The sequence below is a fragment of the Lacibacter sp. MH-610 genome, assembly GCF_045780045.1.
Taxonomy (GTDB): domain Bacteria; phylum Bacteroidota; class Bacteroidia; order Chitinophagales; family Chitinophagaceae; genus Lacibacter.
The window spans coordinates 3,662,046-3,681,740 of record NZ_CP116002.1 but is presented as its reverse complement, the minus strand read 5'-3'; the positions used below and the strand labels follow the sequence as shown (position 1 = coordinate 3,681,740).

The window sequence follows — 19,695 nt, the reverse complement described above, 5'->3', positions numbered from 1 at the left end:
AAATTGCTTTACAGATTTGATATTATTTCTATGTGATTATTTGCTCAACATATCACTCACAGGCTCTGCAACTGTTTTAGCTGATTTGAATGTAAAACCCAGAAAGGAAGCAATGGTTGATGCTATCTGTTTCTGGTATAACTGACCTTTTGTTTTCAATTCGCCTTTTGCTTCTGTATCAGGGCCCATCACTGCCATCCATATTTGCCCGGCATCAGGAATTTTTGCGCCATGACTGGTCCATTGTTCTTTTTTAGCATCACCACGCCCATGGTCAGTAGTAATGAGGATAGTAGTTTTGTTTTTATAGTGCGGGTCTATTTGCAACCATCCCCATAAGTCGGCAATCAACTGGTCTACCATATAAGCGCTGTGCAGGTACATGTCATATTTACCACCATGTGCAAAATCATCTGTTTCATCAAAACCGATATACAGCACACGTGGCTTGTAAGTTTTTAGATATTCTTTGGCGATGTAGAAGGTAAGTAAATCAGGACGAACACCATCACCTAAAAAACGTGGAGCTGTCATCTGCATTTCATTAAGCAAATTAAAGGTGGGTGATTGAAACCCGATTCTTTCAAATGCACTGTTTACATATACTTTGCTGCGCTCTTCATGTAATATCCACGGAAAAACATCCCAGGAAGTAAAAGCAACTACTTTGTTTTCAAATCCTTTTTGTTTGTTGATAAACTCCAGTACATTTTCATTTTTATTCCAGCGTTTATCATTGGAGTTAACAGCCGTATCAGGAATGCCGGTAAAAATTTCATTGTAACCGGGATAGGAAAACCAGTAAGGGTTGGCATTGTTTACAAAATTGTTATGCCAGCGGTTGCCATAGAGTTGTCCCTGTTGTGCAATCGTATTCCAAAAGAAGGGGAGCAGTTTTTTTCTGCGTTCATCAGTTGTAGCTGCCCAGAACTTTTCCTGTAATCCTTTTTTATCTTCTGTGAATTTATCATGGTTGATGAGTATGCTGTCTGCACCACCAAACACTTCCTGCCAGCGAAAGCCATCCAGCGTAATGACGATAACATTCTCCGTTTTTTGTTGTGCTGTTGTATGCAAGGCTATAATGAGTAATAATGAAATGAGTACTTGTTTCATAAAAATTATTTGGTTTAAAAAAAGGCGGAACTAAGAATAATTCCGCCGATGTCTGTTAAGAAAGACTGCTATTGATTATGAGAAAAAACTGCTTTATTTATTTATCCATAATTCACCACCTACAACATCCTGTCCGCTGAACTGACGGTCAACTGCCGCTTTCCAATTAGCATTGTTTACGTTTTGTTCTGCTACAGGGTAAGTCCATCTTTTAGGTAATACACCGCCATTGCCAATACCGGCACCCACTGAAAAAGTGGGAATGCCTGTTCTTCTTTGATTAAAGAAAGCTTCCCATCCTGAGTTCATGAAGAAGGCCAGGTATTTCTGCAATAAGATCTTATTTAAACCTGCTGTACCTGCTTCATATCTTACAGTGGCCTGGTTGTAGTAAGTGTTGAAATCAAAATTGTAAACAGCTGTTCTGTAATCAGCCAGGTTGGTGGGATTACCGCTTCTCAGGAAATAAAAAGTATTGTTGCCATTTGCAATGCCATAAAACTTAATCATGGCATCAATACCGTTTCTGTACCATTGCTCTGCATCACCGGCAGCCCATCCACGGTTAATAGCTTCAGCAATGTTGAAACACATTTCAGGATAGCCCACAATGATTCCTTCCTCTGCAGTAAAGGTTCTGTAATAACGATAACGTCCAATCAAACTGTACAAACCACTTTGTGCTTTGTTTTCCATGTCAGTTTGATTTTCTGCAGTAGGGCTTCCCGCAAATGCACGGAAATCAGTTAAGCTCCAACCATTCTGGTCAATCAACTTATACGCTGGCTCGCAGGTAGCAAACACACGTGGGTCTTGTAATGTTGTAAGATTGCTTACCCAAGTGCCTGCCATATTCAAACGAAGTGCATCAAAACCAAAGTTGGATGGGTTTAACGGGTAGCGGTTGAAATCAGCATTGTACTTGTAGCTGAAATTATCTGTCATGCCGCTGAACAATGGAAATTTGGTACTGTTTGTGAGCACTTCAGTAAATCGTTGGCCGATTTTTAAATCTGCATCACCGGCCTTTTTACTCAATGAAATTAAAACACGCAGTTTAAATGCATTCACCATTTTCTGCCACTTGGCTAAATCACCTTTGTAATAAATATCATTGCTGTTGAAATTTCTGTCGCTTGCTTCTCCTTTCAATGCATTAAAATCATCATTGGCTTCATCCAGCCATTTTAATATTTGCAGAAATACATCTTTCTGCGTGTCATACTTAGGCCCTGAAATATTGGTTAAGCCTTTCAGCGCTTCGCTCATCGGTACATCACCCATTAAAGAGCTGAGGTGATAATAATAATACGCTCTCAAAAACTTACCAACAGCAGCATAGGCATTACGTGCAGGTGCACCTGCATTGGCTGCTTCAATTTCCATTTGCTGAATGTTCTTGAGGTCATTGGAATAATTTCCAAATGTTCCTGAAAAACTGTAAGCATTATCACCGTAGTACTGATAGTTACGGCAATAATACTGGTTGTAACGCATAACAGCGTCCCAAGGCGCATTGCCGCCAATATTGTTTACGATATCATTCAGCTCTTTGCCCATAACCAGGTAGGGCGGTACACTTACCGGTTGATTGGGGTTGATCAATAAATCTTCAAATCGCTTTTTGCATGATTGAATGGACAGGATGAAGAGAATCATCATACCCATTAAACTTATTTTTTTCATCTCAGTTAATTTTTATGTGTTAGAAGATGATGTTAACGTTAAAACCAAATCTCCTGGTTGATGGTGTTTGAATGTCAGAGTTTACCTGCTGGGTAAACTGATCCGGATCCACATCTTTGCTGCCACCATAGAAGAGGAAGAGGTTGCGACCCACAAACGATATGTTGGCTGAATTGATGCCTTTAATATGTTTCAGAAATTTCTGCGGCACGTTATACGTTAAGGTTATTTCACGCAGCTTGGCAAAGGTTTTATCCTGGTACATAAACTCACGCTCACTGCTGCTGGCATAACGGCTGGCATAGTTTTGAACGGTTACTCTTCTTGTGTTGGGAACCAACGTGAGGTCTTTTAAGTTGGTGATTTCACCTGTAATTGGATCAACAATTGGTCTTACGCCTGTCCATGTAACACCATTGGCCACATAAGAACCACCGGTTACATCATTTGGACGATGCACGCCCCACTCACCTTCAACAGTTTCAATGTGACGACCACCTGAAATCGTTCTTCTTCTGATTTGATTCCACAACAAACCACCTACTACACCATCAAACTGAAAACCAAGTGAGAAGTTTTTGTATTTAAATGTGTTGGTAACACCCCAAATGAAATCCGGATCACCATGACCAAAGATGCGCTGTGCCTGGCCACCATTCACAGCATCACGCATACGCATGAGCAATCCATCGGTATTGTGCAAATAGCGACCATCAGGCAGTTTTACAAAGCCTTGACTTACTACTAAATCTACACGGTCGCCATTTTTGATCCACGGAGTAGGATTGGGATTTTCAACCCATATTCTTTTAAACGTACTCCAGTTTACCAGCACATTCCATGTAAAATCTTTTTTCTGAATGGCGGTACCATTCAATACTACTTCCACACCACGTGTACGAATCTTACCACTGTTTACGGTAATGGCGTCATAACCGGTAGCAGCAGAAATACTTCTGTTACCTAAGATTTCATTGATGGTATTAAAGTAGGTAACATCTAATGCCAAACGATTTTTAAAGAAACGGATATCAGCACCTAACTCGGTTGTTTTGCGATTATCTGCAGCAATGTCCGGATCGTTTAAGCGGTTACTGAATGCAGCACCTACTGCATTGTTATATCCAAAGCCAAGGCTGTACGTATATTTTGCAAAAGAATATGCACCTAAACCATACGGTGATTGATAAGTATCACCATAATCAAGCGGGTTGCCACCTAAGAAACCAAGTGGTCCAATAGTAGCAAAAGTTTGAGGATTACGACCGGTAGCATAAGAGCCTTTAAATTTCAAAAATGAAATCACTTCCGGCAGTTTCACATAATCAGAAACAACAGTAGCACCACCTGCTGAAAAATAGAAGTATTGTTGCTTGTATTTATTATCGGGCAGGTTAGAGTGTTTATCCAATCTTCCTGTTGTTGAAATGGTGAGATATTTATCAACACCAAAATCAAAAGAATAATAGCCACTTACAACGGTTTGCTCTGCCTGCCAGTTGAATGAACGTAAAGGCAGTAAGGAGTTATTTAAATTATATACACCGGGTACATTTAAATAATTGGTAGTAGCATACACACTGTTGTAACGTACGTTTTGCAGGTTGCCACCAACCATACCATCTATCTGTAAACGGTTAAACAGTTTGTTGTTATAGCGTACCTGTACTTCGTTATTTGATTCAAAAAGATTGCGGTTGTCTTCACGGTAATCACCACGGCGGTCGTCACGTCCGTAAGAACCTGCTGAGTATGGCATTTTTTCTGTACGGCTTAAGTTGTAAGTAGAAATACCGGGACGCAGCATGAAATTAAAATGCGGTGCAAACTTCCAGTCCAGTGTGATGTAGCCATACAAATCATTTTTGTAATGACCACGCAGCCATTCCTTCACCATAAACCAGGGATTGTTGTAACGCTGGTATTCTGCATACTTCTGCTGAATACCTACTTTACCATCCTGCCAGTAGTTCCGCATATCATCTACATTCCAGTCACTGCCTGCCCAGATGGACATATTGTAGATTAAACTGTTAGGTCCATAGTTCACATCCGGAAAGTTGGGAGAATATTGACGGCTGTAGTTAATGTTTGCACTCAGCCTTACTTTCTTTGAAAAGTTATAGCCACTTGCCATGTTAAAATTGGTAATATTCAATCCCATATTAGGGATGATGGCTCTTTGATAGGTATGACCCATACCAAAACGCAGATCATATTTATCCGTTTGTGAAGCGATGGAAAGATGATTGGTACTTAACAATCCTGTTTGTAAAAAACGGCCAAGATTATTTACACCTCTTGCTAACCAGGGTGTGGGTCTGATGTTACCGGTGAAAGTAGAACCATCAGCAAACGTTGTGGTATGAGTTTGACCGGGTGTAAACTGTCCGTCGTATTGAGGGATCAACTGTCCGTCAAATCGTGGACCCCAAATATCATAGTCGTTATCATTTACACCACCACCTACACCATCTTTAAATGCATACTTACCGGTAGAGCCGGGGCCATACTGATCCTGCACTTTAGGAAAAGCAAGAAAGCCGCTTTCAAACATGGTGCTGGAGTTAAACTCAATGGAAAAACCACGTTTGTCTTTGGTTCCTTTTTTAGTGTTGATGATGATGGCGCCGTTTACAGCATTACTGCCGTACAAGGCGGCGGCGGTTTGTCCTTTTAAGAAACTGTAGCTTTCAATATCATCCGGGCTGATGTTCCAGGTATCTGTACGGATGGGAACACCATCTACTACAAATAAAATATTACCCTGTCCACGAAAGTTGATAGAAGGCTGGCGCAGCAATTCACTGTTGATGTTTACTATCAACCCGGCTACTTTACCTTTTAAGCTGTTGATGGGGTTGGGCTCACGGGCTTTCACAAGATCAGCGCCTTTTACCTCCTGGATAGCGTAGGCCAGTTTCTTGGTTTCTTTTTTAATACCAAGAGCTGTTACTACTACTTCGTTGAGCGACTTGGCATCAGCTTCCATTTCAATGAGAATGCCGGATGTTTGATCAACCTTATAGTTGATTTGTTTGTAACCAAGTGCAGAAATGATGAGTACATCACCTTGCTTGGCATTGATAGTAAAAGCACCGGAAGGATCAGCGGAACTTCCTTTTGAAGAACCTTTTACTTCTACTGAAGCCCCGGCAATAGCTGCAGCATCAACCTTGGAAATAATTTTACCGGTAACCTGTTGCGAATAAGCAGTAAATGAAAATGCGGTGAGAAAAAGCACTGCTAACAGTTTTCTCATCGGCAGTTTAAGAGTCATAGATGTAAGTTTTGTGATGCAAAACTTGACATCTGATGTTACCAGCCTGTGACGGGAATATTAGCAACAGGTTATGTTGCAATTAACAAATCATTACTGAAACAGGCGTTGAGCTAAAACAATTCAACAATTAATGATTTCGTAAACAATTTCTTCACATAACAATGAAAACGATTTTACATTTCACCGGTTGCTTTACGGAAGGCTTTAATAAAAATGGCACCGAGATTTTTATGTGGCGGCACATAATCTTTCAGTAATTCTGTAGCACGGGTATCCGTTTTTACGGAAGTGCCTATTTGCTGCCATAACGGAATCCATTCAATACTGTTTCCGTTTCTTATTTTATCATTGATGGCACGCAGAATCGGTTCATTCACACTAAAGCTGCCCACCTGCTTGGTAGAAATGATATGTGCATCTTCATTCACATTTAAAATCTTCGCCAGGTTTTGATAACCTCCGCAACTGCCCAGCATCACAATACGGGAGGAAGGCATCATTTGCTGAATGGTGTATTTTAAATGATAACTATGACCACGGTGTACTACAAATGTGGGGTTGATTTTATTCTTCTTTAAATAGTCAATTAAATGCTCCTGTGCCTGTTGATCGAGGTCCTGTTTATAATCAAGCGGACGATTGGCATAAATCACATAAGGCTTTCCTTTGGTGGCAGTGATGGTAACCCATTCAGGTCCCATTGCTACATTCCATTCCGGTTTGCCGTTAAATAAACCCATAAAACTTCTGAAAGAAATAATACCATCTTCATCACCATAAAAGAAAACCTGCTGCACTACTTTTCCTGTGCTGTCTGCAATACTGTTGTAATCTACTTTATAAACAGGTGGTATGCCAAGTGCTGTAGAAAGATTCAATGTAGAATCTAAAGAAGAGCGGAACAGTGTTTGCAGAATATTATAAATCACTTCACCCCTGCGGTCCTGTTTCTTTAAACTCGTTTCATAGTTTTCTTTCACCTGGTCCATCAGGAAGTTTTGCAGTTTTACATCAGTAATACTTCCATAACTGTCTGCTACATCTACTGCATCTTCCAGTGTGCCTGTTTTTTGGAGCCCTTGTACAAACGCAAACATCAATTGATTGCTTCTGATCTCCGGCATTGATTTTAAAAAATCATCGAGCCGGTTATAGTTAGCTGCCATCTTGATAAACTTTTTAAACTTATCAAAATGTACCGCCATCAGCAGGGAATCACCACGCCTGTTTGAAAAACGGGTCATCATACGATCATACAACTTCGTATAAGTGCTGGTATAAATAATTTCTTCCGTGGTTACAAGCAGGTAGTAAATTTCTTCTGATGTTAACGGGTCGCTTACACGCATACGCACAGGGTCAGGTGAATCATGCAGTTCATTCATCACATTCACAAAAGCATCGGTGGCTTTACGCTCCAGCATATTAAAAAGTTCTTTTGCCAGTAGCGGCGTGTCGGCATTATTCATCCGCATAAAATACTTCGTCTGTGTTTTTACTAAAAGACGGTAATACAGCAATTCATTTTCGGCCACAGCCTTTATATCATCAATGGTTAAATTTTTACTCAGCAATTCATCCAGGAACGGGAGGTACAAAGTACCGTTGGTAAGGTCACTCAGCTGAACCAGTATCTGCACTTTAGGATCTGAGCTGCGGCGTATGATCTTTGAGGCATTGGTTCTTGTAGCCTGTGCATAAGTGTACACCTGCAAAGGAATTTTAACCGCTGCTACAGAAATTAAACTATCTGCAAAGGGATCATTCATAAACGCATCAATACCCTGGATGATATTAGAAGGATCTGCTTTTACTTTTTTGAGAAAGAGGAGCTTTCTGATGGCGGGTTCTTCTTTGTTCTGTAATAAAAGTGGCAGCAACAATTCTCCCGCTTCTGCCGGCAGTTGTTCAAAAACAGGTACAATGGTCTTCTGTTCGGCCGTTAGCTGCATAATGCTTTTGTAGCTCTCAAACATCAGCGGCACAGAAGGCAGTATTTCTTTTTTGTTTTTTACATTCAAACCAATCGCCTGCAGCAGCTCATGCAGGGAACGCAGGTAGCCGATTTTCGTATTGTTATCGGCCGTCATGCGTTCAATTTCATAACGCATCACATCCGTTTTACGGTAAATCACATCGGTAACCTGTGTGTTGATATCATCATTAGCACTCAGGTTGATGAACTGATCTACTTTGCCATCCAGTTTGTCAATCCGTTTTTGTTCTTTGATAATATTTTCATGCCGCAGCACCCTGCTCATGGGTATCTCAATGGGGCCTGATGTATCAAACGAGGCAACACGGGTTTGGGCAAGACCGGCCTGGCAAAAAAGGGTTAGAACCAGAATAAGGATTTTTTGCATACTCACGCAAAATTAGCTTCAAAATACATTCCGTTTATAAACGCTTCCTTTACAGATGCTTTGCAAGCCAAAAGCTACCGCCGCTGTTGCGTTAACAATAACATAATATTATGTTTTGGTAAGCTTGGGTTGCTGCCGCTAAATTTGCAACCAACAATGGAACCCAAAGGAAAAAAGATCCTCATTGCTGATGATGAGCCCGATATACTGGAGATCCTGGAATACAATTTATTGGCAGAAGGATTTACGGTAGTCAAAGCAAAAAACGGTGATGAGGCATTAGATCTTGCCAAACTGCATCAGCCGGATTTAATGATCCTGGATGTGATGATGCCCCGTAAAACCGGGATGGAAGTTTGCCAGATCCTGCGCAGCCAGCCCCAGTATGCGCAAACATTAATCATCATTTTGACCGCATTAAATGATGAAGCCAGCCATATCAAAGGATTGGAAATGGGTGCAGATGATTATGTAAGCAAGCCCATCAGCCCCAAAGTGCTCATCAGCCGTGTAAATGCTTTGCTTCGCAGAAGCTTCCGGTCAGATGATTCATTGATTAAGCTGGGCGAACTGCAGATTGATAAAGAACAATACCTCGTAAAATATAAAGGAGAAGATATTGTTTTAGCTAAAAAGGAATTTGAACTGCTGGCGCTGCTGGCTTCCAAGCCCGGCCGTGTATTTCTGCGTCATGAAATCCTGAGCCAGGTATGGGGTAACGATGTAATTGTGGGCGATCGTACCATTGATGTACACATCCGTAAAATCCGCCAAAAACTCAATGTGGATTGTATTACCACGGTAAAAGGAGTTGGGTATAAGTTTGAGCTTTCCGCTTCTTAACGGCTTATTACCTTTGTTACAATCATGTTTAATAAAGGATACTTAACACCGGTACAAATAGCTGCTATCAATGCATTTGCTATTTCATTACTGGTAGGTCTGGCCAACTTTTTTTTCGTTCACAACTGGTGGATTGCGCTTCTTACATTCCTGATTCTTTTTCTCATTTCTTACCTGCTCATCCGCTATTTTACGGAACGGTTTATTTACCGCCATATCAAACTCATTTACAAATTCATTGCGCAAACCAAGGCTACTAAAAGGGAAGAGTTTTTTAATAAATCAGTGTTGCCTGAAAAAAGTCTGCAGGAAGTAAGTGCCGAAGTGGAAGAGTGGGCCGAGCAGAAAAAGCAGGAAGTGGAGCAACTCCAGCAGAACGAACAATACCGCAAAGAATTTTTGCAAAACCTGAGCCATGAGTTAAAGACGCCCATCTTTGCCGTGCAGGGCTATGTGGATACATTACTCAGCGGAGCAATGAATAAGGAAGAAGTGGCCCGGAAATTTCTCCTCAACACCTCCCGTAATATTGAGCGACTGGTAAACCTGGTGGGCGACCTTGATGAAATTTCAAAACTCGAAAGCGGTCAGCTCCAACTTCAGAAACAAAATTTCATTATCCAGGAACTGGTGGAAGATATTTTTGAAAGTCTGAGTATTAAAGCAACAGAAAAAAACATCAAAACATCTATTAAAAAAGGATGCGAGTTGCCCATTGCCGTTTATGCTGATAAAGAAAAAATAAGAATGGTGCTTATTAATCTGGTGGATAATGCCATTAAGTACGGCAAACAAAACGGTCATATTATTTTCAGCGCATATAAAACCACCAACGATCTTGTACTGATTGAAATTAGCGACGACGGCTACGGCATAGCAGAAGAACATCTCAACCGTATATTTGAACGCTTTTACAGAACTGACCTTGCCCGCAGCCGTAAGGAAGGAGGAAGCGGTTTGGGGCTGGCCATCTGCAAACATATTATTGAAGCACACGGCAAGAGCATTCATGTACGCAGCACCATTGATGTAGGTTCTACCTTCGGATTTACACTGGACAGTAAATCCAGAACAGCAGCGTAAAAAGTTTTTTAGTTACTTTATAGTACCAACTATGAAGTACTTGATTACCTGCTGCATCTGTTTCTTTTGTACCGGCGTTTTTTCGCAACAGAAAACGATCCTGTTTACAAATGGTTATTGGTATAACGGTAATAGTTTTGAACCGCAAACTTTTTACAGTGTAAATGGATTGCTTACAAAAACAAAACCCGGAACAGTTGATACCATCATTGATCTGAAGCAGCAATACATTATTCCCCCTTTTGGTGAAGCACACAATCATTCCCCCGATACCGAAATTGAGTTTGATATTTTTAATGAACGCTATTTAAGTGATGGAGTGTTTTATATTAAAAATCCTAACAGTATTCCTTTCACTACACAAAAAATTGCCCATCGTATCAATCAACCCGGTTCAGTGGATGTTGTTTTTGCCAATGGCGGACTTACCGGTAGCGGCGGGCACCCGGTTCCTCTTTATAAATACATGATTGAAACGAGGTACAAAGAAGCCATCAAAGGGTGGACGTACAGGAGCATGGAAGGCAATGCTTATTATATTATTGATTCAAAAGAAGACCTTGAAAAAAAATGGCCTTTCATCCTCAATGATAAACCCGGCTTTATAAAAGTGTATTTGCTGAACAGTGAGGAGTATGAACAAAGAAAAAACGATACGTTGTATAACGGAAGAAAAGGGATGAATCCAAAGCTTTTACAACTCGTGGTAAGCAAAGCTCATAGTGCCGGGCTCAAAGTAAGTTGCCATATTGAAACACCAAAAGATGTATGGTATGCAGTAAAAGCAGGTGTGGATGAAATCAATCACCTGCCCGGTTACCAGGTTCTATGGAAAGAAGGATACCCTGCTTCCTATTATACGTTAACTTCTTCGCTGGTAAGAAAAATGAAGAAAAAGGGAGTTCATGCTGATCCTACTTATTCTCTGGCAGCAACAGAGCTGATAGAAACAGATTCCGCACAGTACCGGATGCGCCGGCAGGTACAACAACAGAACCTGCGATTGCTGAAACGTTTTGCTGTGCCTTTAACTATTGCCAGCGACAGTTATAACCAAACATCCAAAACAGAAGCAGAATATTTATACCAGCTCGGCGTATATACTAACCGTGAACTGTTGAATATGTGGTGCATCACCACACCACAGGTTATTTTTCCTGATCGCAAAATTGCAGCTCTACAGGAAGGATATGAAGCCAGCTTCCTGGTGCTAAAAGAAAATCCGTTGGAACATTTTCAAACTGTTTTCAAGATTCAGTTACGGGTAAAGCAGGGCAAACTGTTATGGTAAAAAAACACCCGTATAAAAATACAGGTGGTAGGTTTCATGAGAAAAAGAGTTGCTGATGAAAACCGTTGTATGAGAAAACTTGCCGGTGTAAAATTGCAATGCCTGTGTAATGCTATTATTAACTGCGGATGAACGAATGATGAATTCTTATAATGAAAAAGCCCCCTGGGAACAGGGGGCCGTTAAAGGATACTTGCTTAAGGAAAAATTGTTTATATTTTTTTAGTACACGTTTGTTTGCGGTGTAAAACTGGCCCAGCCTGCAGCCCAGTTAGTGGTACCAAAGGCGCCAACATAAGTAGTAGCAGTAAAGCCTGTGATGCCTGTAAAGCTGGCTCCACTTAAAGCAGGACTACCTGCCTTAGGTAAAAAGTTAGGAGCAGCAAGATTGAAAGGATTTTCTAATTGAATTGCATTCCAATCAGTATAAGTGATACAACCTTGTCCTTCTGCTTGTGTGCGTACAGTTGCAGCATTCGTTAATGTGGTAGAGTTTACACGATAAGGTTCAGTTACTGCATGAACCAGGTTATTACGGAAAAGGGAACGACCATCTAAGTAAGCAGCAGCTGTTGAATCACTTTCAAACTGGAAACCTGCTTTTTGATAACCCATCAGGATAGAGTTAACTAGCACAAAATGAGTAGAACGGCGGAAGCGTGTATTAAAGTTGTGATTAGCTAATGTGCCTGCTGCACCATTAGGTCCGCAGAAAGTAAAGTTGCTTAATACAGGACGTGTTCTTGGAGAAGCTGTGGTACCTGCACCATCATTATCGCACTCAATACCATTTCCAGCATCACCACCATCCACAAACAAAGGATCACGCAAAGAAACACCAAACTGAATACGGCCTACATAGCCAAAGTCAAAATCAAAATCGTCATCTGCAGTTGCAAAGGCAATCAGGTTTTTACAATTTACGGTACCGCCAAAAAATTCAAAAGCATCATCATTACCATAAGATACCTGAACATTTTCAATGATAGTACCACTACCAACACCGCCCAATGTAAGACCATTAATCTCGGAGTTGGGGTCAGCAGCAATACCTGCAAATTCAATACGTACATAACGGAGAATACCGCTGTTATCATTTGCTAAACTTCCACCATACACAGCATTAATACCACCTTCAAGCAATGGAGGCGTAGTACGATTTGTGGGAGCGTTACCTGCAATGGCAATACCACCCCAATCGCCGGGTTTGCGTTGTCCTGCCGGCTTACCGGATGTAAATACGATAGGTTCTGCTGCAGTGCCATCTGCAATTAATCTTGAGTTTTGCTCAATAATTAATGCACCTTTATTTATGGTATCACCGACAATGATGGAACCGGGTGCAAAGGTTAAACGGGCACGGTTGTTTACATACACATAACCTTTCAGTGTGTATTTACCTTTAGGCAACTCTACGTTTTCATTGATGTTGCCGGTTAAAATCTTTGATGAAATGATTCGTTCCTGAAGAGTTGTACCTACAGGGGTATTAGTACCTGAGTTAGTTACAGAATCATCAATATCAACCTTTATACATGAAGTAATTGCAAAAAGGCTGATGGCTGCTAATGAAGTAAGGACTTGTTTCATAATATCCTGTTTATTGTTTTTTTAGTTGTTGCTTATTTTTTAAAATCAAAGTCGTATGTAAATCCAATGGTAAATGTCGTACCAGGTTTGAAAGAGCTGAAGGTTTTATCAACGTCACTGTTATATGCTTTTTGCTCATTCCTGTTTTCGTAAGTTTCAACAGGCTGATTAAAGAGATCACTAATGGTAAGACGTAATTCGCCTTTACGTTTCAGTATTTTTTGAGTGAACTGGAAATCGAGCAGGTGACGGGGACGCTCATAGATATCACCAAAATCGGAGTTACCTACTAAAGCCAAACGTTGACCGATCCTGTTGTATAAGAGTGAAAATCCGCTTCCGCCTTTTGAATCATATTGAAATCCTGCATTGATAAGATAAGGCGATTGACCTTGCAGCGGACGGGCAGTAGGAGCAGCTGGATTACCATTAACATCAACATTGCTCAGCAATACTTCAGAATAAATAACAGATACGTTACCGGTAAAGAATAATTTCTCCAGCCATTGCTTTGATTTGGAAAGGAAGGATAAATTCTTTCTGAATTCAAACTCTGTTCCGTACAAAGTAGCCTGTGCCGCATTCTGGAATTCATATTGACGGCGTGTGGCCACACTGGCACTGTTTAAACGCAACTCAATAGGATCGGTAAAATCTTTATAAAAAACACCTGCTGAAATAACTTCACCTGCTTTGGGATACCACTCGTAGCGGAGATCAGCATTAATGATGCTGCTTCTTCTTAAGTTTGGCTGTCCGGCAGTAGAAGCAATCACTTCAAAATCAAAGAACGCAAATGGTGCAATTTCTCTGAATTCAGGACGGGCTACTGTTCTGGAAATACCGGCACGCAGGTTAGATTTGCTGCCCGCATTAAACGTAAGATTGGCAGAAGGTAAGAAGTCAAATTTTTGAGTGAGTACAATCTGTGCTTTATCTGAACCCTGCTGGTTTGACTTAAGGAACTGTTCAAAATTTTCAACTCTTGAACCCCAGATCAGGCGCCAGTTATCAGCCAGTTTGTTATCAAACATTACATAACCTGCAGACAATGCAGAAATACCGTAATACTTATCCTGCGGGTTTTGCAACGCAGTAATCATTTCAAAACTGTTATTCTTGGTAAAGTTTTGTTTATTGAAAATGGTATTGTAAGGAAGGTTGATGAGTGAAATATCAGATGGTTCTGAATAACCGAAAATAGTAGCTCTGAAATCACGCAGACGAACGGTAGCACTTCCGCCAATTTTAACTGTTTGCTTTTGTTCGCCTATTTTAAAATCATAGGCAACTGAACCATTGGTTCCAAAAGCATGATCCGTAAGATTGCTGAAGAAACGGTTGGTATTGTTACCTCGGAGGTTCACCTGGAAAGGATTGTTAGTGCCAATGCTTTTTCCGTATGTAATAACACGCAGATCAGGCTGTTCTTTATTGTTATATGAATAGTTGAAATTCCAGTTGAATTTTAACTTGCTGAAGAATGTATGTGTACCTTCTAATTGTGAGGAGAACAAAGTTCTTTGATTCAGTACAGAAGAACGAAGACTTACATCCTGAAGGTTTTCTGTATTGATACCGGTACGTTGATAATAGTTATCTTCAAACAATTGGTTGAAGAGATTCTTGAAGGCAATTTTATTTTTTCCTTTTGTCCAGGCAAGATTTACAATACCGCCCAGGTTAGTGCTGTATTTGTTTTGGCGGTCAGTAAAATCAAAAAACTCCTGGCTGTTCTGGCCACGTTCAAACAATTCTTTAGTAGCCGTGTACAACAATTTGGAATTACGATAAGTAACACCAACAACTGAACCAAAAGTGCCACCCTTTTTACCACGTACAGAATTGCCCCATGTAATATTATACGATTGAATAGGTCCGGCAACAGATGTAACTTCATTCCAAACATCATCACGGAAATCAGCAGCTATTTGTCTTCTTTGTTCAACAGGTAAGGTATTATACACTCCGTATTTCATAGGATAGGAGGCGGGAATATTTCTTCTGTCATCAAATCCCAGCCAGTCATATTGGCCTCTTTCGTTACTGATAAAATCTTTACCGATCGATTGTGTGTTAAATCCAAAACCGATACCCACTGTTACAAAGTTTTTGGCAGGAATATCTTTGGTGTTGATTTGTACCAGTCCACCTGCAAACTCGCCAGTTAAATCAGGAGTTGCTGTTTTATTAATAATGATATTATCAATTAACTGGGAAGGAATCACATCAAACGAAAATGCTTTTTTGTCAGGCTCAGAAGAAGGGAGCATGGCATTATTAATCAAAGCCTGGTTGTAACGGTCGCTCAAACCACGTACTACCACAAACTTATTATCCTGGATGGAAGCACCACTTACACGGCGTAATACTTCGCTGGTGTTTTTATCGGGTGTACGACGGATGAAATCAGCCGCCAAACCGCTGGAAAGGGATACGTTATTACGTTGAAAGTTCAATAAGCCGGATGTATTTTCTTTACGGGCTGTACTGCGGATTACAATTTCACCTACTTCCTTTGCCGCTACTTCCATTACAATGGTAATCACATTATCGTCATCGGCTTTTACTTCCACTTCACTCACTTCTTTTGCCTGGTAACCCACAGCAGAAACAGTGATGATATATTTTTTACCCTGTTCCAATGTAAGGCTGAAACGTCCTTCTACATCCGCTGCAATATTTTTGGTGATGCCCGAAACAGCAATAGTGGCACCTGCCACGGGTTCGTTTTTCTGGTTCAGCACACGGCCAGATAATTTAATTTGCTGGGCAGTTGCGATGAGGGTTCCGAGTAATAAAAGGAGGGTTAAAACCGATTTTCCAAAAGCATTCCTTAACATAGTTTCAAATTATGCCGCAAAGGAACCTTCGCTATATTACGCCAAAGTGAACCCCGTATTAAGGAATTGTTAACTGATTGTTTTCTTAGGCGCTTTTGATGCCATGAAAGTTTTCGCAATCGTTAGCGGTCTGAAGGTGTAACGTTTTTTAACATGATGCCCTCCAATCCTTTCTAAAACATCCCGTAGTGTTTCAATGACTTTTACGGTATGACTCCCCTTATTAATCATCACACAATCGGCCTGGGCTGCATGAGCAGCATCTGTAATTTCGGAACGGGTGGCGATGCCGGATTTATTTAAGTTTTCCAGTACCTGCGTAGCCCATATTACAGGCACATGTGCCGCTTCGCAAATCCATAAAATTTCTTCCTGTATTTCACTCATTCTTTCAAATCCTATTTCAACTGCCAGGTCGCCACGGGCAATCATAACACCCGTATTTTCATCTTTTAAACTTTCAAACAGGATGGCCGGCAAATTTTTTACAGCTTCAGGAGTTTCAATTTTTATAATAACAGCTATTTTTTTGGAGGTATGGATTTTCCCTCTGAGTGCGGCTACGTCTTTTTCATTCCTAACAAACGAATAACCAACCATATCAGCATGTTTCAGAATAAAAGGCAGACATTTTAAATCAAACTCTGTTAAGGAAGCTATTTGTAAAAAGGAGTCGGGAAAATTAATTCCTTTTTCTGCCTTTATAAAGGGCTTCCTGGAGGAAATACGCAACACCTGAATCCGCACATGTTTTGATAAACACTGCTCCACTCTGGCTTCTATTAATCCATCATCAAACAAAATTCTTTCTCCTACCTGTAACTGGGATATAATTTGTGATGCCGAGCAGCGGATAACTTTTTCATTAGTGGCAGCACGGAAATTCTTATTGGCAAAAACCAGTGTTTCACCTTCTTTTATTTTTATTTTCTCTCCGCCTTTAATAACAGTTCTGATTTTTGGGCCCGGCAGGTCCATGTATATTTTACAATGAAGTCCGGTTATTTTAGAAGCTCTTTTGATATGTTGTATAATCCTGAACCATACTGCTTCCGTATCATGTGCACAATTGATACGGGCAACGTTCATACCGGATTGCAAAAGACCCTTGATGCTTGCATAATCATCAGCATGTTTTTCATCCAGGGTTACCATTATATAAGGTATGGATTCAAGACTTTATTTACCGAATAAACCATTGAGCTTACGCAATTGCGATTCTTTACTTTTTTGATAGGTGCATAAATTGCCTCTTTGCGGGTGTTTACTTCCAAGGCGTTCCAATATAGCTGATAACTGACCTCTTATATGACTTTCAGAACTGGCTAATGAGGAAAGGCCATATTCATGTAATTCATCCTGTACTTTTCGAATATCCAGGTTTCTTAAAACCAGGTAGTGCAAAAGGTTAATAGCATTTAAGTGATTAGAAGGATGTACTTTGGCGATATAACTCAGAAAATCTTTTTCAGCCCATTTCATGAGTTGATCTATAAGCTCCAGCTCATGAACCAGCTTCTTTTTTTTTGAAGTTTTCAAAATGAAGATTTTAGCTAAAAAACAATTTGACAGGCATGGGGGAAATGACTTAAGGCAGTAAAGTAGCTGACTTATAAAATATCTTACCTTTCCTTATGTTAAGAAATTATTAACTGAACGGGTTTGGCTGCTTGGGGAATGGAACAGCCTATTTTTGCTCAAATTTTAAAAACAGGATATGTCTGCTATTAATTCATTCATGAAATTATTCCTGCCGAAGGATAAAATATTTTACAAGTTATTTGAAGAGGTTTCAGTAACAAGCCTGGAAATGTCAAGATTGTTGAAGAAAATGGTGAGCGAACCTTCTTTTGATGAGCGTGAAAAAATCTTACGTGAAATAGAAGACCTGGAACATAAGAATGATGATATAACTCATAAGATTTTCACTGAGTTAAGCCGGAATTTCATTACCCCTTTTGATCGTGAGGACATCCACTACCTGGCTTCTGCCATGGATGATGTGGCTGATTATATTTTCGCCTCCGCCAAAAAAATCAATTTTTACAGGGTAGATCCGCTTCATGAAAGTTTCAGCAAAATGGCGGAGCTGATTGTTCAGGGTTGCGACAATATTGCCAAAGCTGTAAGTGAGTTAAAAGATATGAAGAACATGCGCCAGATAACTGATGCGCTGGTACGGGTGAACAGCATTGAAAACCAGGCGGATGATATTTTTGATTTGAGTATTGAACGTCTTTTTGCTACCGAAGCTGATGCCAAAGAGGTGATCAAAAAACGTGAGATTTACCAGGTAATGGAAATTGCAACGGATAAGTGCGAAGATGCGGCTAATGTTATTGAATCAATCATTGTAAAATATGCGTAACGAAATTTGAAAATTATTCATTTGAAAACAGGCTTCAACTGCTGACCTGTTTTCAAATTTTCAAATCTCTGAGTTTTCAAATTCCAAAACATGACTTTAGTTGTAATCATCATAGCGCTCGCACTCATTTTTGATTATATCAATGGTTTTCATGATGCAGCCAATTCCATTGCCACCATTGTTTCTACCAAGGTATTAACGCCTTTTCAGGCGGTGGTTTGGGCAGCTTTTTTTAACTCGATTGCATTTTTTATTTTCAGTGATCATGCAGTGGCCAATACCATTGCTAAAACCGTGCATGCTGATCAGATTACATTACCCGTAGTATTGTGCGGTTTAATTGCAGCCATCATCTGGAACCTGCTTACCTGGTGGTACGGTATTCCTTCTTCTTCATCACATACATTAATCGGTGGTTTTGCGGGAGCTGCTGTAGCACATGCCGGTTTTGACAGTATTGACCAGGCAAGTATTTACAAAACACTATTATTTATTATACTGGCACCTTTGATTGGTATGTTCATCTCCATGTTCATTACGGTGGTAACATTACAAAGAAATTTCTGGCTCAAAATAGGAATCATAACTGTATTGATAGGAGCCTGTGTGTTTTTGATTCCATTTAAAAAGGATTTTGAAAAGTGGGCCTTGCTTGGCATCGGGGTGATTTTTGTTGCTTCTTATTTTTATAATCATATCAAAGGAGAATCTGCTTACCGCACGGCTAATATGTACAAATCCCTGCAGTTGGTTTCTTCTGCTGCTTTTAGTGTAGGTCATGGTGGTAATGATGCGCAAAAGGTGATGGGTATTATCACCGTTGCTTTAATCGCCGGCGGACAAATACAAACCTTTGATCAAATGCCTAATTGGGTACCCATTGCCTGTTATGCTGCTATTGGTCTGGGCACCATGAGCGGCGGCTGGAAGATTGTAAAAACAATGGGCACCAAGATTACAAAAGTTACACCACTGGAAGGTGTTTGTGCTGAAACAGCAGGCGCTATTACATTGTTTACAGCAGCTAACCTGGGAGCTCCCGTAAGTACAACACATACCATTACAGGATCCATCATTGGTGTAGGTGCCACCAAACGTTTAAGCGCTGTACGCTGGGGTGTTACTGTAAATCTTGTTTGGGCATGGGTACTAACCATTCCGGTTAGCGGAGTACTAGCTGCTTTGTGTTTTTACCTCTACAATCTTATTTTCTAAAGACTGAAATTTTA

13 protein-coding genes are annotated in these 19,695 nt (G+C 40.4%); 5 read left to right on the top strand and 8 right to left on the bottom strand.

Annotated features, from left to right (window positions below):
* Positions 1 to 36 precede the first annotated feature (36 nt).
* The 4 genes from PDL71_RS16840 to PDL71_RS16825 all read right to left on the bottom strand — a co-directional run bounded on the left by PDL71_RS16840 (position 37) and on the right by PDL71_RS16825 (position 8,448).
* The gene (locus PDL71_RS16840; RefSeq protein ID WP_407523261.1) at positions 37 to 1,116 is read right to left on the bottom strand and encodes a hypothetical protein; all 1,080 of its coding nucleotides are present in this window, start codon (positions 1,114 to 1,116) and stop codon (positions 37 to 39) included.
* Positions 1,117 to 1,209: 93 nt separating this feature from the next.
* On the bottom strand, positions 1,210 to 2,802 hold the full coding sequence (locus PDL71_RS16835) for a SusD/RagB family nutrient-binding outer membrane lipoprotein (protein WP_407523258.1): 1,593 nt from the start codon (positions 2,800 to 2,802) through the stop codon (positions 1,210 to 1,212).
* Positions 2,803 to 2,821: 19 nt separating this feature from the next.
* Positions 2,822 to 6,082, bottom strand: coding sequence for a SusC/RagA family TonB-linked outer membrane protein (locus tag PDL71_RS16830; RefSeq protein ID WP_407523256.1), 3,261 nt, complete (start codon positions 6,080 to 6,082; stop codon positions 2,822 to 2,824).
* 176 nt (positions 6,083 to 6,258) lie between these two features.
* Positions 6,259 to 8,448, bottom strand: coding sequence for a hypothetical protein (locus PDL71_RS16825; protein ID WP_407523254.1), 2,190 nt, complete (start codon positions 8,446 to 8,448; stop codon positions 6,259 to 6,261).
* Positions 8,449 to 8,604: 156 nt separating this feature from the next.
* On the opposite strand from PDL71_RS16825, the gene PDL71_RS16820 reads away from it, so the two are divergent.
* Genes PDL71_RS16820 through PDL71_RS16810 form a run of 3 tightly spaced genes read left to right on the top strand, consistent with a single transcriptional unit; the run spans position 8,605 to position 11,665 of the window.
* On the top strand, positions 8,605 to 9,291 hold the full coding sequence (locus PDL71_RS16820) for a response regulator (protein WP_407523251.1): 687 nt from the start codon (positions 8,605 to 8,607) through the stop codon (positions 9,289 to 9,291).
* A 24-nt stretch (positions 9,292 to 9,315) separates the two neighbouring features.
* Complete coding sequence (locus tag PDL71_RS16815; protein WP_407523248.1) at positions 9,316 to 10,374, top strand: sensor histidine kinase; 1,059 nt, start codon at positions 9,316 to 9,318, stop codon at positions 10,372 to 10,374.
* A gap of 31 nt (positions 10,375 to 10,405) precedes the next feature.
* A complete protein-coding gene (locus PDL71_RS16810; RefSeq protein WP_407523245.1) occupies positions 10,406 to 11,665 on the top strand; it encodes an amidohydrolase family protein in 1,260 nt (419 codons plus the stop codon).
* A 222-nt stretch (positions 11,666 to 11,887) separates the two neighbouring features.
* On the opposite strand, the gene PDL71_RS16805 is transcribed toward PDL71_RS16810, so the two are convergent.
* The 4 genes from PDL71_RS16805 to PDL71_RS16790 form a co-directional block, all read right to left on the bottom strand.
* On the bottom strand, positions 11,888 to 13,255 hold the full coding sequence (locus PDL71_RS16805; protein ID WP_407523242.1) for a hypothetical protein: 1,368 nt from the start codon (positions 13,253 to 13,255) through the stop codon (positions 11,888 to 11,890).
* A gap of 32 nt (positions 13,256 to 13,287) precedes the next feature.
* Positions 13,288 to 16,098, bottom strand: a complete 2,811-nt coding sequence (locus tag PDL71_RS16800) for an outer membrane beta-barrel protein (RefSeq protein WP_407523239.1) — start codon at positions 16,096 to 16,098, stop codon at positions 13,288 to 13,290.
* 69 nt (positions 16,099 to 16,167) lie between these two features.
* A complete protein-coding gene (locus PDL71_RS16795; protein ID WP_407523236.1) occupies positions 16,168 to 17,253 on the bottom strand; it encodes a pyruvate kinase in 1,086 nt (361 codons plus the stop codon).
* 24 nt (positions 17,254 to 17,277) lie between these two features.
* Entirely contained in the window at positions 17,278 to 17,637 is a 360-nt protein-coding gene (locus PDL71_RS16790; RefSeq protein ID WP_407523234.1) for a hypothetical protein, read from the bottom strand.
* A 178-nt stretch (positions 17,638 to 17,815) separates the two neighbouring features.
* Here PDL71_RS16790 and PDL71_RS16785 point away from each other — a divergent pair, with 178 nt between their 5' ends.
* Both PDL71_RS16785 and PDL71_RS16780 read left to right on the top strand, forming a co-directional pair.
* Positions 17,816 to 18,466 (top strand): DUF47 domain-containing protein, encoded by a 651-nt coding sequence (locus PDL71_RS16785; RefSeq protein WP_407523231.1) that lies wholly within the window; start codon positions 17,816 to 17,818, stop codon positions 18,464 to 18,466.
* 90 nt (positions 18,467 to 18,556) lie between these two features.
* On the top strand, positions 18,557 to 19,681 hold the full coding sequence (locus PDL71_RS16780) for an inorganic phosphate transporter (protein ID WP_407523228.1): 1,125 nt from the start codon (positions 18,557 to 18,559) through the stop codon (positions 19,679 to 19,681).
* The last annotated feature ends 14 nt before the right edge of the window (positions 19,682 to 19,695 follow it).